This is a genomic window from Curtobacterium sp. VKM Ac-2922 (genome assembly GCF_022815645.1).
Lineage (GTDB): Bacteria > Actinomycetota > Actinomycetes > Actinomycetales > Microbacteriaceae > Curtobacterium.
Window position 1 is genome coordinate 36,818 of sequence record NZ_JALGRO010000010.1, and the last position, 19,293, is coordinate 56,110.

Sequence of the window (19,293 nt, forward strand, 5' to 3'; positions counted from 1 at the left end):
GAGGACCAGTGACCGACCAGCACCCGCACGACAAGCTCGCCGCCGACGTCGCGTCGACGCGCGCGCAGCTCTTCGACACGCTCGACGCGATCGAGGACAAGCTCAACGTCCCGAAGCAGCTCGGCATCGCCGCCGCGAAGGTGAAGCGTGGTGTGAGCGAGAAGCGTCCCCCGTACCTGGTCGGGCTCGCAGCGGGCGCGGTGGTCGTCGGGGGTATCGTCGTGACGGTGCTCCGACGGCGGTAGATCCGAAGGGGTCGGCCGCGGTCACAGGGGTGCTCGCCGGTGTCGGGGACCGGCGGACCACGTTCTGCAACTGATGGGACCACGGACCAGATGAGCTCCACCGAGCCGACGACACCAGCACACGAGACCGCACCGCACGAGACCGCACCGGACTCGGGCATCGACCCCAACCTGATGACGGCGTACGCGCTGTGGGCCGTGTTCCGCCGGCCGACCGGTCACGTCGACCCCGTCGGCGCCGACGGGGTGTCCGAGCTGGACGCCGTGGTGGCCGCCGGTGCCGAGCGAGGCGTCACGATCCGCGGTTTCTACGACGTCTCCGGCTTCCGCGCCGATGCGGACGTCATGATCTGGCTGCACGGCGACGACGCGCAGGCAATCCAGGCGGTGCTGCGTCAGGTCCGCCGCACCGCGGTGTTCCAGGACGCCGAGCCGGTGTGGCACGCGATGGCCATGCACCGCGAGGCCGAGTTCAACAAGCGGCACACGCCGGCGTTCCTGCGCGGCAAGGACCCCGAGGCCTGGATCACGGTCTACCCGTTCGTCCGGTCCTACGAGTGGTACCTGCTGCCCGAGGACGAGCGCTCGAAGATGCTCCGCGACCACGGTGTCGCCGGTGCCAAGTACCGTCGGGTCCTGACGAACACCATCGCGTCCTTCGCCCTCGGCGACTACGAGTGGATCTTGCCGCTCGAGAGCCCCGACCTGGTGGACCTCGTCGACCTGATGCGTGACCTCCGCTACACCGAGGCCCGCATGCACGTCCGCGAAGAAGTGCCCTTCTACACCGGTCGTCGCGTGACGACCGCCGAACTCCCGGAGATCCTGTCGTGACCGACACCAGCCTGATCACCAACGGACAGCCCGTCCTGGCAGCCACCCCCGCGGCGGCGTCCGGCCCCGAGCACGTCGAGACCCCGACCGCGTACGACGCGATCCTGCTGGCCGGCTTCGGCGGCCCCGAGGGTCAGGACGACGTCATCCCGTTCCTGCGCAACGTCACCCGTGGCCGCGGGATCCCGGACGAGCGACTCGAAGAAGTCGCGCACCACTACCGGCACTTCGGCGGGGTCAGCCCGATCAACGCGCAGAACCGCGCGCTCAAGGCCGCACTCGAGGCCGAACTGGCCGCGCGCGGCATCGACCTGCCGGTGCTGTGGGGCAACCGCAACTGGGCTCCCTACCTGGAAGACGCCTTCACCGAGGCCGGGCAGAAGGGCTACACCAAGCTCATCGCCATCGCCACCAGCGCCTACTCGTCGTTCTCGAGCTGCCGCCAGTACCGCGAGGACTACGCCCGCGTGCTCGACGCCACCGGGCTGATCGACACCATCCAGATCGACAAGGTCCGGCAGTTCTTCGACCACCCCGGCTTCGTCCGGCCCTTCGTCGACGGCGTGCGTGACGGCATGGCCCGCGCGATCGCCGAGAACGACGGGCTCGACGTCGCGACCGAGCTGCGCATCCTGTTCTCCACGCACTCCATCCCCTCGTCCGACGCTGCCAAGTCCGGCCCGGACTTCCGCGGGTTCGGCGACGGTGGTGCCTATGCAGCCCAACACCAGGCGGTGGCGCAGGTGGTGCTGGACCAGGCCTGGTCCGAGCTCGTCGAGCAGCCCGAGCACGCGCACCTGCGGGGCACGACCAAGCCCGCGTGGAAGCTCGTCTACCAGTCGCGGTCGGGCCCCCCGACGCAGCCCTGGCTCGAGCCCGACATCAACGACCACCTCAACGACGACGTCAAGGGCGGCCCGACCCGCGCCGTGCTCATCGTGCCGCTCGGCTTCGTGAGCGACCACATGGAGGTCATGTGGGACCTCGACGAAGAAGCCACCGAGACCGCTGGTGAACTCGGGCTGTGGTCGCTGCGCACCCAGACGCCCGGTGTCGACCCGGCGTACGTGTCCGGGCTCGTGGACCTGGTGCTCGAGCGGGTGAACGGTCTGTCCAAGGCCGAGCGTCCGCACCTGACCGACATCGGGCCCTGGTACGACGTCTGCCGTCCCGGGTGCTGCGAGAACGAGCGCGCCGGCTTCAAGCCGGCCGCCGCCGGCGTCGCCCCGTGACCGCGGCCGCCCACCAGAGCGACCCCGTCCGTCCCATCCGCCTCGGCACCCGTGCCAGCCGCCTGGCGGTCGCCCAGTCCCAGGACGTGGCCGACCGCCTGGCCAAGGCAGCCGGGCGCCCAGTCGAGCTCGTCACGGTGACCAGCGAGGGCGACACCAACCGCGCCAGTCTCGCCAGCCTGGGCGGGACGGGCGTGTTCGCGTCCGCCCTGCGTGAAGCACTGGTCGCGGGCGATGTCGACGTCCTGGTGCACTCGCTGAAGGACCTGCCGACGGCGCCGTACCCGGGGCTGACCATCGCCGCCGTCCCCAAGCGCGCCGATGCCCGCGACGTCCTGGTCGCCCGGAACGCCGCGACGATCGACACGCTGCCCGAGCACGCCAAGGTCGGCACGGGGTCGCCCCGTCGTGCCGCGCAGCTCAAGGCGAAGCGTCCCGACCTCGACGTGGTGGACATCCGCGGCAACATCGACACCCGGCTGGCTCGGGTGCACGACGACCTGGACGCCGTGGTGCTCGCCGCCGCCGGGCTGAGCCGCATCGACCGCCTGTCCGAGGCGACCGAGCTGCTCGACCTGGGCTTCTGGCCGAGTGCCCCGGGGCAGGGCGCGCTCGCGATCGAGACCCGTGCGGACGAGTCCGACCGGAACCTGGTGGCGGCGCTCCGCAAGATCGAGCACGCGCCCACGCGGCTGACCGTGTCGGCCGAGCGGCAGGTGCTCGCGAAGCTCGAAGCCGGGTGCTCGGCCCCGATCGGCGCGACGGCCATCGTCGACGCCGAGATGCTGCTGGTCTCGGCGACGGTGTACCGTCCCGACGGCTCCGAGTACCGCACGGCGTCGCACGCCGCGGTGCTCGACGGCTCGCCGGCAGACCGTCTGGCCGAGGCGCTCGAGGTCGGCACCCGTGTCGCCGCCGAACTGCTCGAGAACGGCGCCGGTGACCTCGCCGACCTCGCCGACTCCACGAAGTAGGTCGACACGGACACGCACCCGCCCGTCGTCGTCATCCCGCGGGATGGCGACTGGGGCGAGCGCGTCGCCGGGGCCGCCCGTGCGCGGGGCCTCGACCCCCGGATCGTCCCGCTCATCCGGACCGAGCCGCCGCTGGACGACGCGCCGCTCGTCCGTGCACTGGCACGGCTGGATGCGGACGGATCAGCCGCCGGGGGCGGGTACGCCTGGCTGGTGGTGACCAGCGCGACGGCCGTGACGGTCCTGGCCGGACGCACCCCGAGCCTCCCGTCCGACCTGCGGGTGGCGGCGGTCGGCGACGCGACTGCGCGAGCCGCACGTGCTGTCGGCTGGCGGGTCGACCTGGTACCGGACGACACGTCGGCGGCCGGGCTGGTGCACGCATTGCCGGACACCGACGGCGCCGTCCTGTTCCCCCGCTCCGAGATCGCCGCGACGACGCTCGTCGACGGGTTGCGTGCCCGCGGCATCGAGGTCGACGACCCGGTGGCGTACCGTACCGTGGGGACCGGCGACGGTCCGGTCGTCCTCGACGCAGTGCCCCGCGCGGTGCTCGTGACGAGCGGCAGTGTCGCCCGCGAGATCGCCCGCCGGATGGCCCCGCTCGACCCCCGCACGGTCGTGGCGTGCATCGGTCCCGGCACCGCGACCGATGCCCGTGCCGCCGGACTCCCCGTGCACGCGACCGCGGAGTCGCGGTCCGCTGAAGCCCTGCTCGACGCCGTCGTCGAGGCCCTCGACCCATCCACTCCCGATCAGGAAGGCCACCCGTGACTGGACGCTTCCCCCAGGTCCGCCCGCGTCGACTGCGCGCGACCCCCGCCATGCGACGCCTGGTCGCCGAGACCCGCCTGCACCCCGCCGAACTCGTGCTGCCGATGTTCATCCGCGAAGGAGCGACCCAGGCCATCGACATCGCGAGCATGCCCGGTGTGCAGCAGCACTCGCTCGACTCGTTCCGCCGGGCGCTCGTGCAGGCGGCCGAGCAGGGGATCGGGGGCGTGAACCTGTTCGGCGTGCCCGAGCACAAGGACGCGACCGGCTCGGGGGCGACCGACCCGGACGGCATCCTCAACGTCGCGATCGGCGTCGCGCGAGCCGAGGTCGGTGACGCGCTCGTCGTGCAGTCCGACCTGTGCCTCGACGAGTTCACCGACCACGGGCACTGCGGTGTGCTGGCGGCCGACGGCTCGGTCGACAACGACGCGACGCTGCTGCGCTACCGGGACATGGCCGTCGCCCAGGCCGAGGCGGGTGCCGAGCTCGTCTGCCTGAGCGGCATGATGGACGGTCAGATCGCGGCGGCCCGTGACGCGCTCGACACCGCCGGGCACACCGGGACCGCGCTGCTGGCCTACGCGGCGAAGTACGCGTCGGCGTTCTACGGCCCCTTCCGCGAAGCCGTGTCGTCCTCGCTCGTGGGGGACCGGCGGACCTACCAGATCGACGCCGCGAACGGTCGGCAGGGGCTGCGCGAGGTCGCACTCGACGTCGACGAGGGTGCCGACATCGTCATGGTGAAGCCGGCGATGAGCTACCTCGACGTGCTGGCGGAGACCGCTGCCACCTCGCCGGTGCCGGTCTGGGCCTACCAGATCTCGGGCGAGTACGCGATGATCACCGCGGCAGCGCAGAACGGGTGGATCGACCGCGACGCCGCCGCGATGGAGTCGCTCGTCGGCATCAAGCGCGCCGGAGCCGATGCGATCCTGACGTACTTCGCCGTGGACATCGCACGCAGACTGAACCAGGAAGCCGGCCTGCGCACCGCCGGCACCACCGCTGCCGTCGCCGGCATCGCCTCGACTGGGAAGGCCCCCGAATGACCACGACAGCGACCACCAACGACCAGCTGTTCGGGCGCGCGAAGAACAGCATCCCGGGGGGCGTGAACTCCCCGGTGCGCGCGTACGGCTCGGTCGGCGGGACCCCGCGCTTCCTGGTGTCGGCGAAGGGCCCCTACGTCACCGATGCCGAAGGGCGCGAGTACGTCGACCTGGTCGCGTCGTGGGGGCCCGCGATCCTCGGGCACGCGCACCCCGAGACGGTCCAGGCTGTCCAGCAGGCCGCAGCGCGGGGACTGTCCTTCGGGGCATCGACCCCCGGCGAGACCGAGCTCGCCGAACTCGTCAAGCAGCGGGTGTCCGTCGACGGTGACGGGCCGATCGAGAAGATCCGCATGGTGTCCACCGGCACCGAGGCCACCATGACCGCGATCCGCCTGGCGCGCGGCTACACCGGCCGCGACCTGCTCGTGAAGTTCGCCGGCCACTACCACGGCCACTCCGACTCCCTGTTGGCCGAGGCCGGCTCGGGGGTCGCGACCCTGGCGATGCCGGGCAGTGCGGGCATCACCGCCGAGACCGCCGCGCAGACCCTGGTGCTGCCGTACAACGACCTCGATGCCGTCCGCGCCGCGTTCGACACCCACTCCGAGCGCATCGCTGCCGTCATCGTCGAGGCCGCCGCCGCGAACATGGGCGTGCTGGCACCGGACCGCGGGTTCAACCGCGCGCTGGCGCAGATCACGCAGTCGCACGGCGCGCTGCTCATCGTCGACGAGGTCCTGACCGGGTTCCGGGTCGGGTCCGCCGGCTGGTGGGGGCTCGAGGCCTCGCGCACCGTGCCGGACGGGGCCGGGTGGAAGCCCGACCTGATCACGTTCGGCAAGGTCATCGGCGGGGGCATGCCGCTCGCCGCGCTCGGCGGCAGGCGCGAGGTGATGGACTTCCTGGCACCGCTCGGTCCCGTCTACCAGGCGGGCACGCTCTCCGGCAACCCGCTGGCGGTCGCCGCGGGCATCGCGACCCTGCGGGCAGCGACCCCGGCCGTGTACGAGTCGCTGAACCGCACGGCGTCGGTGATCTCGACCGCGACCAGCGAGGCGCTGAGCGCAGCGGGTGTGGCCCACACCGTGCAGCGTGCCGGCAACCTGTTCTCGTTCGCCTTCACCGAGACGGCGCCGCGCAACTACGACGACGTCCGCGCGCAGGACACCTGGCGGTACCCGCCGTTCTTCCACGCGATGCTCGACGCCGGCGTGACCCTGCCGCCGAGCGTGTTCGAGGCGTGGTTCGTCACGGCTGCCCACGACGAGCGTGCCGTCGACCGGGTGCTGCAGGCGCTGCCGGCAGCGGCGCGCGCCGCTGCGAGCGCGCGGCCCTAGCCGCGGTCCACATCGGACGGGAGGCCCGTGGCGACGCCGCCACGGGCCTCCCGTCCGATGCGGGTCCGGGTCCAGCGGCCGGGCCGACGTCGCTCAGAGCGGCCAGGTCAGCCAGAGGAACACGATCGCGACGGGCTGCAGCGCGACGAAGACGCCGCACGTGACGACGAACCGCCTGCGGGTGCCGGTGAACGTCGACGACCCGAGCGCCGGCGCCGCGGGCAGCAGCAGCCGGAACAGGCTCTGCTGCGGCAGGAACACCGCGACCACGTACAGCCCGTACGACAGCACCGCGGCCCGCAGGGGGAGTGCGGCGCCCCGTGAGCGTCGGACCGCCACGACGGTGACGGTGCCGAGTGCGACCGCGACCACGGCGACACCGAGCACTCCACCGAGCGACCAGCCGAGCAGGAACGACGGGGTCAGCGGGACGAACTCGACCACCCCGATGATGTCCCGCCACCAGGCGAGCTCGGTCAGGACGTACGCGTCCGGGGTCCCGGTGACCGCCGACACCACGACGGGCCAGGCCAGGCCGGCAGCGGCGGTGACCAGGCCCGCTCCGACCAGGGCCACCCATCGTGTCCACGGCATCCGGCGGCGACGCAGGACGGCGTCGACGAAGACCGCGCCGAGCGCGGCGGGGATGAAGAGCGCACCGGGGCGCACCGCCGCAGCCGCGACCGCGAGGGGCACCAGGGTGAGCCACCGTCCGCGCACCAGCAGGGCGAGGGCGGTGAACGACAGCGCCAGGAACAGCGTCTCGGCGTAGGTGACGTGGAAGACGATCGCCAGGGGGTTGCACGCGAAGAGCATTCCGGCACGGACGGCCCGGTCGACGCCGAACTGGTGCACGACCACGGCGTAGAGCGCGACCACCGCGGCGGCACCGGCGATGATGCTGACCAACGCGCCCGCGGCGGGGAAGTCCAGCCCCGTCCAGTCCATCACCCAGCGTGTGACGGCCGGGTAACCGGGCAGGAACGCCCACTCGTTCTGCTGGACCAGCCCGTCAGTGGTGCGTGGCAGCGTGCTCGGGTACCCCGTCGTCGCGATGACCTGGTACGCGTGGCCGTCCCACCACTGCAGGAAGCCCCCGAACGAACGGCTGGCGTCGTAGTTGGTCCAGGGCCACCACCCGGTCCGCGCGAGCACGTGTCCCACCGCCAGCAGGCTCACGGTCACCAGCCGCGCGAGAGCGTACCCGGCGAGCACGACCGCGACGGCACGGGTGTGGACCGAGATCGACCGGGTGGGTGCCGGGAGCGCTGCGGGCCGGTGCGCGGTGGTGGTGGACTGGGTGTCGGCGATCGTCACGCATGCAGAATACGAGACGTCGCATTCCAGTCACGTGGCACCTGGGTACCGCCCGCGTCACGCTCCCGTGCCGACCGGACGCGCGACGGTCGGCATCACACGGCGTGCGTGGACCGACGGGCGTGCCAGCGACCCTCGGTGCGGACGACCGCCAGCGGGAAGTCGAAGGCGTGCGACACCGCGGACGACGTGATCACCTGGTCGGCCGTTCCCCGGGCAACCACCGCGCCGTCCCGCAGCAGCATCGCGTGCGACGTCGAGGTGGGCAGGTCCTCGAGGTGGTGCGTCACCATCACGCTGCCCAGGTCGGGGTGCCGGTGCCGCAGGGCGTCCACGGTGTCGAGCAGGTGCTCGCGGGCCGCGACGTCGAGCCCGGTCGCCGGCTCGTCGAGCAGCAGCAGGCGGGGGTCGGCCATCAGCGCCCGGGCGATCAGGGCCCGGCCGCGCTCGCCCTGCGACAGCACCGGCCACCGGGCGTCCCGACGCGCGGTGAGCCCGACGTCGGCGATGTGCTGCTCGGCCCGGGCCAGGTCGTCGGCGCTCGGCTCCCACCGTGGCATCAGGTCGGTCGTCCCGGTCCGGCCGGTCAGCACGGTCTCGTGCACGGTCAGCGGGGACAGCATCCGGTGTCGCGGGTCGACGTGGCCGATGTGTTCGCGGAGCGATCGCACGTCGACGCGGCCGAGCCGGTGTCCGAGCAGCTCGACGGTGCCGGCCGACGGGTGCCCGGTCGCGCCGAGCACGGCGAGCAGGGTCGACTTGCCCGCGCCGTTCGGTCCCAGCAGCGCCCAGTGCTCGCCGGCGCGGACCGTCAGGTCGACGTCGTGCAGCAGGTCGCGACCCGAGCGGGTGACGCGGACGCCGGTGGCATGGACGAGGACGTCGGTCATCGCTCCATCGTGCCGTACCGCGCGCGGACCTCGGCGACGTGCGCGTCGATGTGCCGGCCGTACGCGTGCATGGCCTCGGTCGCGAGCCCGGGGTCGCGTGCCCGGACGGCGTCCGCCGCCATCGCGAGGAAGTCGTCGAGCTCCCACTGCCGGAAGGGCGTCTGGCGCTCCATGATGTACGCGGTCCGGTCCATCGCGATCCGGCCCGAGTCGCGCAGGAACGAGTTCCGCAGGCCGTCGATGCACGAGCGCGCGAACGACAGCAGCGCGACGACGTACCCGTAGTCCCGGGCGCGACCGAGCTGCCCGATCCGCCGCAGCGAGGCCAGGACCACCTCGGCGTCCGCGTCGGACAGGTCGGTGACGCGCTGCCGGAACGCGGCCTCGAACATGCCCGTCGCCAGCTGCACCGAGTCCGACCAGTCGCGCAGGTCCGGCGTGTGCACGACGACGGCGTCATCGGTGCCCGGGACGGCACGGACCAGGCGCGTCAGCTCGAGTCGCCGGAGCATCGGGACGAGCCGGGCGACGGGCACGCGGAACTGCCGGGCGAGGCGCGCCGTCGTGACGACCTCACCGGGCGCCCACGTGCCGTCGCGGACTGCGCCGAGCAGGTCGAACCAGGCGGGGTCCGGTTCGTCGTCGACCAGGATCGTCGCGTCCGTCGCTGGTGCGGGCGCTCGGAGCGCATCGGGATCGTTCATCCCCCTGGCGACCGCGACGTCCCGCAGGTGCTCGGGCCAGATCCGCGCCAGCACGTGGACGGCCTGCTGGGCGCTGACGGGGTCGCCGAGCTGCACCGCCTGTGCCGAGGCGGCGAGCCAGCGGTCGATCCCGGCCACGCGCCACCGGGGCGACGGCTCGAGGCCGTACCGGTACTGCTCCAACACGCGGTGCAGCAGCCGTCCGACGAAGTGGTTCGGGGTCTCGTCCGCCCAGAACGCGACGGTCGCGAGCATCGACGTGTCCAGGGCGTCCGAGCGCAGCCGGGCGTCGCGTCCGGCTGCGGCGACGAGTTCGCCGTGGCGCGCGACCTGCTCGTCGGTCATCTCCGGGACGGTGGCCCGGACGGCGATCTCGAGCAGGTCGAGGACCGCCCAGCTGCCCTCGGCCCACCGCTCGGGTGCGAGGGACTCGATGCGCACGGTCGTCGCACCCGTCCGCCGTGCCAGGCCGAGGTAGGTCAGTCGGTAGAGGGCACCGCGCAGCTCGGTGGGGCTGGCGCCGAAGCGGTGCCCGAGCTCGAGTTCGTCGTGGTCCTGCGCGCGCGCCAGGGTGCCGTCACGGATCGCGGCGAGCATCCGGCGGTACGCCTGCTCGTACGGCTGGGGCTCCGCGTCCTCGCCGACGGGCAGCATGGTCAGGCGCGCGCGGCGCGGACCGACTCGATGTGCTGCTCGAAGTTGCGGGTCAGGGCGCGACCAGCCTCGGCGGCGGTCTCGCCGTCGCGCTCCGGCAGGGCCTCGCGGAGGATCGAGAAGAACGCCTCGGAGCCGTACTGCTCGAACGCCGGGGTCGGGTTGAGCGTGAAGCGCACCCGTTCGAGGGCACCCTGCGCGGCGGTCTGCACGAGCGGGTTGCCCGAGTGCGCGATCGCGAACTCGACGATGTCGGTGACAGCGCCGCTGAAGCCGTTGTCGCGGACCTTGCGCAGGCCGTCGGCGCGGTCGAGCAGCTGCTCCATCCGGTCCGCCGTCGCGTCGTCGTACTCCGGCACGCCCCACCGCAGGCTGAGTTCGAAGAACCCGACCATCGCGCGGGTCGCGGTCACCCAGTCGTCCAGGGTGGGCGTCGCCACGCGGGTGTAGCGGTTCGCCTCCATCTCGACCAGGCCGATGTCGACGAGCTTCGCGATGGCCTCGCGGATCGGGGTCCGACTGACGCCCAGCCACTGCACCAGTTCGTCGTCGTTCAGGCGCTCGCCGTGCTGCAGGGTGCCGTCGCGCAGGGCGGCGAGCATCTTCTCGTACACGACGTCACGCAGGAGCTTGCGCGGTGAGGTCTCGATCGAGGACTTGGGTACCGGCATCACGAACTCCACTCAGCAACGGGTGTCTGACATGCCGATCCTAACGTGTTGATGTGCAAACGCTTGCTATGTCCAGCGGGACGCCGGTCACCGGCGGACGTCGACGATCGTGCGGCCGTGCACCCGACCAGCGACGACCTCGGGGCCGACGTCGATCGCCTCGGACAGGCCGACCGTCCGGGTCACCCCGGCCAGCAGCACCGGATCGAGTTCGTCTGCGAGCACCTCCCACGCCTGACGGCGCAGCGCCGCGGGTGCATCGACCGAGTTGATGCCGAGCAGGGACACCCCACGCAGGATGAAGGGCAGCACGGTGGTGTGCAGCTCGGCGTCCTGCGCCAGGCCGCACGCCGTCACCGCGCCGCCCCACCGCGTCGACGCGAGCAGGTTCGCGAGCGTCGCACCCCCGACGCTGTCCACCGCGCCGGCCCAGACGGCCTTCTGCATCGGCCGGCCGCGGTCCCCGAGCGTCGCGCGGTCGACGACGTCGGCCGCGCCGAGCGCGCGGAGCGCATCCGCGTTCCCCGTGCGACCCGTCGACGCGGTCACCCGGTACCCCCGCCCCGCCAGCAGCGGGATCGCGACCGAGCCGACCCCGCCAGAGGCCCCGGTCACCAGGACGGGACCGTCCGCCGGGTCCACGAACCGGGCCAGCGCGACGACACTGAGCGCCGCGGTGAACCCGGCGGTGCCGACGGCCGCGACGAAGTCCTCGGCGACCTCGTCGGGCAGGACGACGAGCGATGCCGACGGCACCAGGGCGTGTACGGCCCAGCCGCCGTGCCGGTTCTCGCCCGCACCGGCACCGTTCAGCACCACCCGGTCGCCGATCCGCACGTCGTGGACCCCCGGGCCGAGTGCGGCGACCGTGCCGACGACGTCGATGCCCGGCACGAGCGGGTCGATCCGCGCCACGCCGGGGTCCCGCGCCAGGGCGAGCCCGTCCTTGTAGTTGACGCTCGAGAACGCGACGTCGACCAGGGCCTCGCCCTCACCCGGGTCGGGGACGTCGACGTCGGTGACGACGGGGGCGGTGGAACTGGAGACGAGGACGGCGCGGGTCACGCGCCGAACGCTACCCCGGGCCTCCAGGCCGCGACCGGACGCACCGGCGGGGCGGGCGCGACCGGTCAGCCGAACAGGATCGCGGCCTCGTCGTACCGCGACTGCGGCACCGTCTTCAGCTCGCCCAGCGCGTCCTCGAACGACACGTGCACGATCTCGGTCCCGCGCAACGCGACCATGCGGCCCCACCGTTCCTCGACCACGGAGTCGACCGCGGCCAGCCCGAGCCGGGTGGAGAGCACCCGGTCGAACGCGGTGGGCGTGCCGCCGCGCTGGATGTGCCCGAGGGTGGTTGCTCGGGTCTCGATCCCGGTCATCTCCTCGATCAGCGGCGCCAGGCGCTCGCCGATGCCGCCCAGGCGCGGGCGCCCGAAGGCGTCGAGTCCGCGCTCGGTGTGCGCGTTGTCCTCGTGGTCGGGGACGAAGCCCTCGGCCACGACGACGAGCGGGGCGCGTCCGCGGTCGTAGGCGGACTGCACCCACGCGGCGATCTGCGCCATGCTCGTCTTCTGCTCGGGGATCAGGATCGCGTGCGCCCCCGCGGCCATGCCGCTCTGCAGGGCGATCCACCCGACGTGCCGGCCCATCACCTCGGCGACCATGCAGCGCGAGTGCGACTCACCGGTCGTGCGCAGGCGGTCCATCGCCTCGGTCGCGATCTCGACGGCGGTGTCGAACCCGAACGTGTAGTCGGTCGCGCCGAGGTCGTTGTCGACGGTCTTCGGGACGCCGACGATCTTCAGCCCGGCGTCGGTCAGGCGCTTCGCCGCGGCCAGGGTGCCCTCGCCGCCGATCGCGATGATGGCGTCGATGCCGTGGCGTTCGAGCACCCGCTGGATGTTCTCGACGCCGCCCTTCTCGCCCTCGAAGGGGTTGGTGCGGCTGGTGCCGAGGATCGTGCCGCCCTGCTTGGCGATGCCCTGGATGTCCTTGCGGCCGAGCGGGACGATGTCGCCCTCGACCACGCCACGCCAGCCGTCACGGAACCCGACGAACTCGTAGCCGTGGATCGCGATGCCCTTGAGGACCGCAGCCCGGATCACCGCGTTGAGCCCGGGGCAGTCGCCGCCGGACGTGAGGATGCCGATACGCATGGGTAACTCCGTTGTCGGGTGAGGTGGGACAGGTCCATCTTGGCCGACGGTGGTTTCGCTTACCATCCCTGTCATGCCCCAGGTCCGTCTCGCCCCGCGTCCGTCGGGGGACACCCGGCTCGACACGGTGTACCGACCTGGAGGCCCGGTGGACGTGGCAGCGACCCTGCGGCCCCTGCAGCGCGGCTCCGGCGACCCGGCCTTCCGCGTGGTCGGCTCCGACGTGTGGCTCGCCCTCCGCACGCCGCAGGGTCCCGCGTCGGTCGCGGTCCGGCCCGCCGGGGACACGATCGCGATCTCCGCGTGGGGAGACGGCGCCGCGTGGGCGATCGAGCACGGGCCGGACCTGGTCGGCCGCGGCGACGACTGGTCCGACCTCGACGTGTCGGGGAACGGGTTCCTTGCCGACGCCCGGCACCGGCAGCCCGGACTCCGGCTGTGCCGCACGAACACCGTCGTCGCGATGCTCGTGCCGGCCGTCCTGGAGCAGAAGGTCACATCGCGCCAGGCCTGGGGCGCGTGGCGGTACCTGCTGCGGCGGTACGGCACGCCCGCGCCCGGCCCTGCGCCGGTCGGCATGATCGTGCCGCCCGCCGCCGACGAGTGGGCGCGGATCCCGAGCTGGGAATGGCACCGTGCGGGCATCGAACCCGGGCGTTCCGCGACGGTGATGCGGGCGGTGAAGGTCGCGCCCGCGCTCGAACGGACGCTGACGCTCGGCCGCGGCGGGTCGGTCGTCGCTGCACGGCTGCAGTCGATCCCGGGCATCGGCCGGTGGACCGCTGCCGAGACCACGCAGCGCGCGCACGGCGACCCGGACTCGCCGAGCGTCGGGGACTTCCACGTGCCAGCGCTGGTCGGGTGGGCGCTGACGGGTGGGCCGGTCGACGACGACGGCATGCTCGAGCTGCTCGAGCCGTGGCGCGGGCACCGCGAGCGTGTCGTGCGGCTGATCAGCGGGAGCGGCTTCCGCAAGCCCGCGTTCGGCCCGCGCATGACGATCCAGGACCACCGTCACCACTGAACAAAAGGCTGCACAAGGGTACAGGAAAGGTCGGCCGAGTTGCCGACTGCAACCTCCTCGCCGAAGTCGGTACCGTCGGGATGGGGGCGAAGGGGTCGTCCCCCGAGAGGGGAAACGTGGACACATCACGTCGAGAGGACGGCCCGACCAGGCGCCAGATCCTCGCCTATGCCGGGATTGCGGCGGGTGCAACGGCGCTCGGCGGTCTCGGGTTCGGAGCGACGCCGGCATTCGCCGCGGTCGCCTGGCGGTACCCGTTCCGTGAGCGGCACACGATCTCGTCGGCGTTCGGTCCGCGTCAGTCGCCCGGGGACATCGGGAGTACCAACCACCAGGGGTTGGACTTCGCCGCGGGCACCGGAACGCAGATCTACGCGGTCGCGTCCGGAACGGTCGTCGAGACCAGCACGAACACCGGGTACGGCAACCTGACGCGCATCGATCACGGCGACGGGTACGTGAGCTGGTACGGACACCAGAGTGCCTTCCAGGTGTCCACCGGGGCGAAGGTCTCTGCAGGACAGAAGATCGGCCTCGTCGGGAGCACGGGGGTGTCCACCGGTGCGCACCTGCACCTCGGCATCACGAAGGACGGATCGTTCATCGACCCGGCACCGCTGATCGAGGATGCGCCGCTCGCCAACGACACGTCGTCGCCGCCGCAGCAGCTCGATGACGAGCTGATCATCATCAAGTCGAGCGGGCGCGGGGCGGCTGTGGTGGGCCCCGGTTACTTCAACGCCCTGCCGACCGCCGAGTTCCAGGCGTGCGCCGTGGCGCTGCTCGGCGACCCGCTCATCGGCAACGACCGCGAGTTCGACGTGTGGAAGTCGATCGCCATCGGCGGCACCAAGGCCTGACGGCCGATCCCATCAACGCAGCAAGGAGAACATCATGAAGCTCATCCAGTCCACCAACCGTGGCATCGCCGTCGTCGGAGCAGGGTACTTCCGCGGCCTCAAGAACCAGGAAGAACTGCAGGTCGCGATCAAGGCGTGGGGGCAGCCGGTCACGGGCAACGACCGCGAGTTCGATGTGTGGAAGGCCATCGCCCTGCAGGGCACCACAGCCTGAGAGGCTCGCATCGCACCCGCGTGAGGACATCGCGCCCCGTACTGCCGGGGCGCGATGTCCGCAGCAGGGTGCGAAACGGACGTCCGCGGCGGGACCTGCGCGGCGCGCATGGGCGGGGCTTGTCAGAGACCCGGGTCGGTGGGGCCGAGCGCGTCCTGCATCCGTGCACTGACGGACCGCAGCGTGTCCGCGTCACCGGCCACGGGCCTCCAGAACAGGTGCTCGAGTGCCGCGGTGTGCGCGCGGATGCCGGCGAGCACCGCGCGGCGGCCGTCCGCGGTCATCACGACCCAGCTGCCTCGGCCGTCGGTGGGGCAGTCCGCGCGCTCGACCAGTCCGCGCGAGACCATGCGTGTGACCTGGTGGCTGACGCGGGACTTCTCCCAGCCGATGCCCGCCGCGACGTCGCGGACCCGCAGCCGGTGGTCGGGCTGTCGGTGCAGACCGATCAGGATCTCGAACTCCGGGATCGAGATGCCGGCACCCTGCTGCACGGCGTGGTCGAGCGCCCGGTCCAACCGGCGCCACACGTCGTGGTACGCGTCCCACGTCGCCCAGTCGTGACGGTCGGCCCCCTGCTTCGGCATCCCCTCAGCGTATCCATGCGGACCGCAGGCGGCGCGACGCTGGCACATCACTGACACTTGGCGAGCACTCGGCGCGCTCCGAGGTGGCGTCGGCGCCCCCGCCTACGATCGGAGCATGCCGACCGCCCGCCTGAAGGACTGCACCGACGACGCCACCGCACTCGTGCGACGGTGGCTCGCGGCATCGGCGGACGTCAAGCCCGACCCCGGTGCAGCCCGTCTGGCCGAGGTGCTGCAGGACGACCAGGGACTCGACTTCACGCTCGGGTTCATCGACCGCGTGATCCGTCCCGACGACCCCCGCGTGGCGGCACGGCACCTCGAACAGCTCAGCCAGGGCGTGCCCGACGCGCTCGCCTGGTACCTGCGCGGCGCGGTGTCCTTCGGTGGTGGTTTCGCGACGATGGCGCCGTGGGCCGTCATCCCGACCGCGCGCCGGATCCTGCGCCGGATGACCGGTCACCTGGTCGTCGACGCCGCGCCCGCCAAGCTCGGACCGGCGCTCGCCAAGCTCCGCAGCGACGGCACCGAACTCGACGTCTCGCTGCTGGGCGGGCCGGTGCTCGGCAGCGCCGACAGCGACCGTCGGCTGCAGGGCGTGCAGGACCTGCTCGCGCGGGACGACGTCGACCGCGTGTCGGTGTCCATCGGATCCGTCGTGCCGCAGCCCGCGCCGTGGGCGTTCGACCAGACCGTGGCGCGCGCCGTCGACCGGCTGGTGCCCCTGTACCGCCTGGCCGCAGCGCGTCCCGAGCCCGCGACGATCACCCTCGACGTCGACGAGCACGGTGACACGGACCTGGCGGTCGCCGTGTTCCGCGCCGTGCTCGAGCGTCCCGAGTTCCACGCACTGCACGCCGGCATCACGCTGCAGGCGTACCTGCCCGACAGTGCCGCAGCACTCGAGACCCTGACGCAGTGGGCGCTCACGCGACGTGCTCGTGGCGGTGCACCGATCACCGTGCGGCTCGTCAAGGGCGCGCACCTGGCGACCGAACACGTCGATGCGATCCTGCACGACTGGCCCCTGGCCACCTGGGGCAGCAAGCGCGAGACCGACATGGCGTACCTGCGGATGCTCGACGCGGCGCTGACGCCAGAGCGCACCGACGCCGTCCGCATCGGGGTCGCGGGGCACAACCTGTTCGACCTGGCCACCGCGTGGGCGCTCGCACAGCGCCGGGGTGTCACCGACGCAGTGCACGTCGCGATGCTGCTCGGCATGACGGCCACGCACGCCGACGCCGTCCGCGCCGACGTCGGACGGGTCGTGCTCTCGACCCCCGTCGTGCACCCGGACGACTTCCGGTCCGCGATCGGGTACCTGGCGCGGCGGCTCCAGGAGCACGCCAGCGCCGACGGGTTCATGTCCTCCGCCTTCGCGATCGGCGACGACCCCGCCGCCTTCGACCGCGAGCACGCCCGCTGGACGGCTGCCGTCGACGCGCTCGACGCGCCCGTCCCGCCGACCAACCGCACGCAGGACCGCCGGCTGTCCCCGGGCGACCCCATCCCGCGCGACGCCTTCCGCAACGCGCCCGTCACCGACCCGACGGTCCCGGCAAACCGGCAGTGGGCCGCCGACGTCCTGCGGCGGGTGCCCCGGTCGCAGCTCGGCGCGCAGACCATCCGCGGTTCGCGGGTGCTCGACCGCACCAAGCTCGAGCGGATCGTCCGCAGCACCGCCCAGGCCGGTGTCAACTGGGGGCGGCAGGACCCCGTCGACCGCGCCGAGCTGCTCGAGCTGATCGGCCACGAGCTCGAGGGCCGCCGCGCCGACCTGGTCGAGGTCGCCGTCGCCGAGACCGGTCTGACCCTCACCGAGGCCGACGCCGAGGTCAGCCGTGCGGTCGACTTCGCGCACCACTTCGCGGACCGCGCGCGCCACCTGGTGGACGTCACCGGTGCCGCCTTCGTCCCGCCCCGCCTGACCGTGGTGGTCCCGCAGTGGTCCGAGCCCGTCGCCGGTCCGGCCAGTGGCGTGCTGGCGGCGCTCGCCGCGGGCAGCGGGGTGCTGCTCAAGCCCGCTCCCCATGCCAAGCGGTCCGCCGCGGTCGTGGCCGACGTGCTCTGGGACGCCGGAGTCCCGCACTCCCTGCTGCAGCTCGTCGACCTCGACGAGGACGTCCTCGGACGGCAGCTCATCGCGCACGCCGCCGTCGACCGCATCGTGTTCGCCGGTGCTGCCGACACCGCCCGGTCGTTCACGTGGTGGCGCGCCGGGCTGCCCCTGACCGCGGCGACCGGCGGCACGAACGTCGTGGTCGTCACCCCGTCGGCGGACGTCGACCTGGCCGTGCAGGACATTGTGCGGTCGGCCTTCGGTCGGGCAGGGCAGGGAGTCGATGCGGTGTCGCTCGTCGTGCTGGTCGGTTCCCTCGCCGACAGTGAACGCTTCCGTCGCGGACTGGTCGACGCCACCCGCACGATCCGGGTGGCGTGGCCGGACGACCCGACGGCGCAGATGGGTCCACTCGTCGCCGAGCCGACGGGTGCGGTCCTGCAGGCGCTGACGGAGCTCGGACCGGGGGAGTCCTGGTTGGTGCAGCCGGCGCCGCTCGACGACTCCGGACGGCTGTGGTCGCCGGGCATCCGCGACGGTGTCCGGCCGGGCAGCGACGCCCACCAGACCGCGCAGCCGGTGCCCGTGCTCGGCATCATGCGCGCGGAGACCCTCGACGACGCGATCGCGATCCAGAACGGCACCGACCACGGGCTGGTGGCGGGCCTGCACTCGCTCGACGCCGACGAGGTCGGTGAGTGGGTCCAGCGGGTCCAGGCAGGCAGCCTCGTCGTCAACCGCCCCACCACCGGCGCGGTCGTCGGTCGGAACCCGCTCGGCGGGTGGAAGCGCTCCGCCGTCGGCACCGGTACCCGGCCGGGTGGCTCGATGTCCGTCGTCACGCTCGGCCGGTGGCAGCCCACGCCCCGCACGGTCCACAAGAGCATCCAGCTGCACGGATTGTCGAACCGCGTGACTGCCGTGGTCGAGGCAGCGCGCAGTGGCCTGTCGTTCGAGGAGTTCGACCAGGTCCGCGCCGGGGCACTCAGCGACGTGCAGGCCCGGGCGGCCGAGTTCGGGGTCTCACGTGACCCCGCCGGCCTGGTCGTCGAGCGGAACGTGCTGCGGTGGCGTCCCCAGTCGGTGATCGTGCGGCAGGCCGAGGGCGCTTCGAACGGTGACCTGGTCCGGACCCTCGTCGCCGCCACGGCCAGTCGTGCGCACGTGCTGCTGAGCACCGCCCGCCCGCTGCCCGGGCCGCTCACGCAGCTGTTCGCAGCGCGCCGGGCGCCGCTCGACGTCGTCGACCACGTCGTCGAGTCGGACGACGAGTTCCTGCGCCGGGCGGCGTCGGGGGCGGTGTTCCAGGACGACTGGTCGAACCCCGACGACCAGCCCCAGGACGCCATCGACGTCGTGCTCGCCCAGGGACAGGACCGGCCGCGTCACACCGCGTTCGGCGGACCCGGGGCGCGCATCCGTCTGGTCGGCGGTGATCCGCTGGCGCTCGAGGAAGCCCTGGGGGCGAGCATCGACGTCGCGATCCACGCGGCGCCGGTGGTCGAGGCCGGGTTGATCGAGATGCTGGCCTACCTCCGCGAGCAGTCCGTCTCGATCACCGCGCACCGCTTCGGCGAGGTGGACACCGAGTTCAGCGACCTGCGCGTCTGAACCGACCCGCGCGCATCCGGTCGAGCAGGTCGTTCCGCCAGTCGGTCACCCGTTCATTCTCCCAGGAATCCATGAGGATCATGCACTTT

18 protein-coding genes are annotated in these 19,293 nt (G+C 72.6%); 11 read left to right on the forward strand and 7 right to left on the reverse strand.

Annotation, left to right across the window (positions count from 1 at the left end):
- The first annotated feature begins 8 nt into the window (after nucleotides 1–8).
- The 7 genes from MT346_RS12610 (at nucleotide 9) to hemL (ending at nucleotide 6,451) form a co-directional block, all read left to right on the forward strand.
- On the forward strand, nucleotides 9–245 hold the full coding sequence (locus MT346_RS12610) for a DUF3618 domain-containing protein (RefSeq protein WP_243563428.1): 237 nt from the start codon (nucleotides 9–11) through the stop codon (nucleotides 243–245).
- Nucleotides 246–335: 90 nt separating this feature from the next.
- Entirely contained in the window at nucleotides 336–1,079 is a 744-nt protein-coding gene (gene hemQ, locus MT346_RS12615; protein ID WP_243563429.1) for a hydrogen peroxide-dependent heme synthase, read from the forward strand.
- The gene (locus tag MT346_RS12620; protein ID WP_243563430.1) at nucleotides 1,076–2,311 is read left to right on the forward strand and encodes a ferrochelatase; all 1,236 of its coding nucleotides are present in this window, start codon (nucleotides 1,076–1,078) and stop codon (nucleotides 2,309–2,311) included. The genes hemQ and MT346_RS12620 overlap by 4 nt, the downstream gene beginning before the upstream one ends.
- Nucleotides 2,308–3,285: a hydroxymethylbilane synthase gene (gene hemC / locus MT346_RS12625; protein ID WP_243563431.1), complete on the forward strand. Its 978-nt coding sequence runs from the start codon at nucleotides 2,308–2,310 to the stop codon at nucleotides 3,283–3,285. The genes MT346_RS12620 and hemC overlap by 4 nt, the downstream gene beginning before the upstream one ends.
- Nucleotides 3,286–3,399: 114 nt before the next feature.
- Nucleotides 3,400–4,059, forward strand: coding sequence for a uroporphyrinogen-III synthase (locus MT346_RS12630; protein ID WP_243563528.1), 660 nt, complete (start codon nucleotides 3,400–3,402; stop codon nucleotides 4,057–4,059).
- Nucleotides 4,056–5,111 carry a porphobilinogen synthase gene (hemB, locus tag MT346_RS12635; protein WP_308221900.1) on the forward strand — a complete coding sequence of 352 codons (1,056 nt, stop codon included), beginning with the start codon at nucleotides 4,056–4,058 and terminating at the stop codon, nucleotides 5,109–5,111. Before MT346_RS12630 ends, hemB begins: the two co-directional genes overlap by 4 nt.
- Entirely contained in the window at nucleotides 5,108–6,451 is a 1,344-nt protein-coding gene (gene hemL, locus MT346_RS12640; RefSeq protein WP_243563432.1) for a glutamate-1-semialdehyde 2,1-aminomutase, read from the forward strand. The genes hemB and hemL overlap by 4 nt, the downstream gene beginning before the upstream one ends.
- A 93-nt stretch (nucleotides 6,452–6,544) precedes the next feature.
- On the opposite strand, the gene MT346_RS12645 is transcribed toward hemL, so the two are convergent.
- The 6 genes from MT346_RS12645 to MT346_RS12670 all read right to left on the reverse strand — a co-directional run bounded on the left by MT346_RS12645 (nucleotide 6,545) and on the right by MT346_RS12670 (nucleotide 12,846).
- Nucleotides 6,545–7,768, reverse strand: a complete 1,224-nt coding sequence (locus MT346_RS12645; RefSeq protein ID WP_243563433.1) for a hypothetical protein — start codon at nucleotides 7,766–7,768, stop codon at nucleotides 6,545–6,547.
- A 95-nt stretch (nucleotides 7,769–7,863) separates the two neighbouring features.
- Complete coding sequence (locus MT346_RS12650; RefSeq protein WP_243563434.1) at nucleotides 7,864–8,658, reverse strand: ABC transporter ATP-binding protein; 795 nt, start codon at nucleotides 8,656–8,658, stop codon at nucleotides 7,864–7,866.
- Nucleotides 8,655–10,016, reverse strand: a complete 1,362-nt coding sequence (locus MT346_RS12655) for a hypothetical protein (RefSeq protein ID WP_243563435.1) — start codon at nucleotides 10,014–10,016, stop codon at nucleotides 8,655–8,657. Before MT346_RS12655 ends, MT346_RS12650 begins: the two co-directional genes overlap by 4 nt.
- 2 nt (nucleotides 10,017–10,018) lie before the next feature.
- The gene (locus MT346_RS12660) at nucleotides 10,019–10,687 is read right to left on the reverse strand and encodes a GntR family transcriptional regulator (protein WP_243563436.1); all 669 of its coding nucleotides are present in this window, start codon (nucleotides 10,685–10,687) and stop codon (nucleotides 10,019–10,021) included.
- 87 nt (nucleotides 10,688–10,774) lie between these two features.
- Nucleotides 10,775–11,752, reverse strand: a complete 978-nt coding sequence (locus tag MT346_RS12665) for an acryloyl-CoA reductase (protein WP_243563437.1) — start codon at nucleotides 11,750–11,752, stop codon at nucleotides 10,775–10,777.
- A gap of 65 nt (nucleotides 11,753–11,817) precedes the next feature.
- Entirely contained in the window at nucleotides 11,818–12,846 is a 1,029-nt protein-coding gene (locus MT346_RS12670) for a 6-phosphofructokinase (RefSeq protein ID WP_243563438.1), read from the reverse strand.
- Between the two features lie 73 nt (nucleotides 12,847–12,919).
- Between MT346_RS12670 and MT346_RS12675 the strand changes: the two genes are divergently transcribed.
- From MT346_RS12675 to MT346_RS12685, 3 genes are all read left to right on the forward strand, one after another.
- Nucleotides 12,920–13,870: a DNA-3-methyladenine glycosylase gene (locus tag MT346_RS12675; RefSeq protein WP_243563439.1), complete on the forward strand. Its 951-nt coding sequence runs from the start codon at nucleotides 12,920–12,922 to the stop codon at nucleotides 13,868–13,870.
- Nucleotides 13,871–13,986: 116 nt separating this feature from the next.
- The gene (locus tag MT346_RS12680; protein ID WP_243563440.1) at nucleotides 13,987–14,730 is read left to right on the forward strand and encodes a M23 family metallopeptidase; all 744 of its coding nucleotides are present in this window, start codon (nucleotides 13,987–13,989) and stop codon (nucleotides 14,728–14,730) included.
- Between the two features lie 34 nt (nucleotides 14,731–14,764).
- On the forward strand, nucleotides 14,765–14,944 hold the full coding sequence (locus MT346_RS12685; protein WP_243563441.1) for a hypothetical protein: 180 nt from the start codon (nucleotides 14,765–14,767) through the stop codon (nucleotides 14,942–14,944).
- 122 nt (nucleotides 14,945–15,066) lie between these two features.
- Here MT346_RS12685 and MT346_RS12690 read toward each other — a convergent pair whose 3' ends face one another.
- Nucleotides 15,067–15,531: a MarR family winged helix-turn-helix transcriptional regulator gene (locus MT346_RS12690; protein WP_243563442.1), complete on the reverse strand. Its 465-nt coding sequence runs from the start codon at nucleotides 15,529–15,531 to the stop codon at nucleotides 15,067–15,069.
- A gap of 115 nt (nucleotides 15,532–15,646) precedes the next feature.
- Between MT346_RS12690 and MT346_RS12695 the strand changes: the two genes are divergently transcribed.
- A complete protein-coding gene (locus tag MT346_RS12695) occupies nucleotides 15,647–19,204 on the forward strand; it encodes a bifunctional proline dehydrogenase/L-glutamate gamma-semialdehyde dehydrogenase (protein ID WP_243563443.1) in 3,558 nt (1,185 codons plus the stop codon).
- Nucleotides 19,205–19,293: the final 89 nt, after the last annotated feature.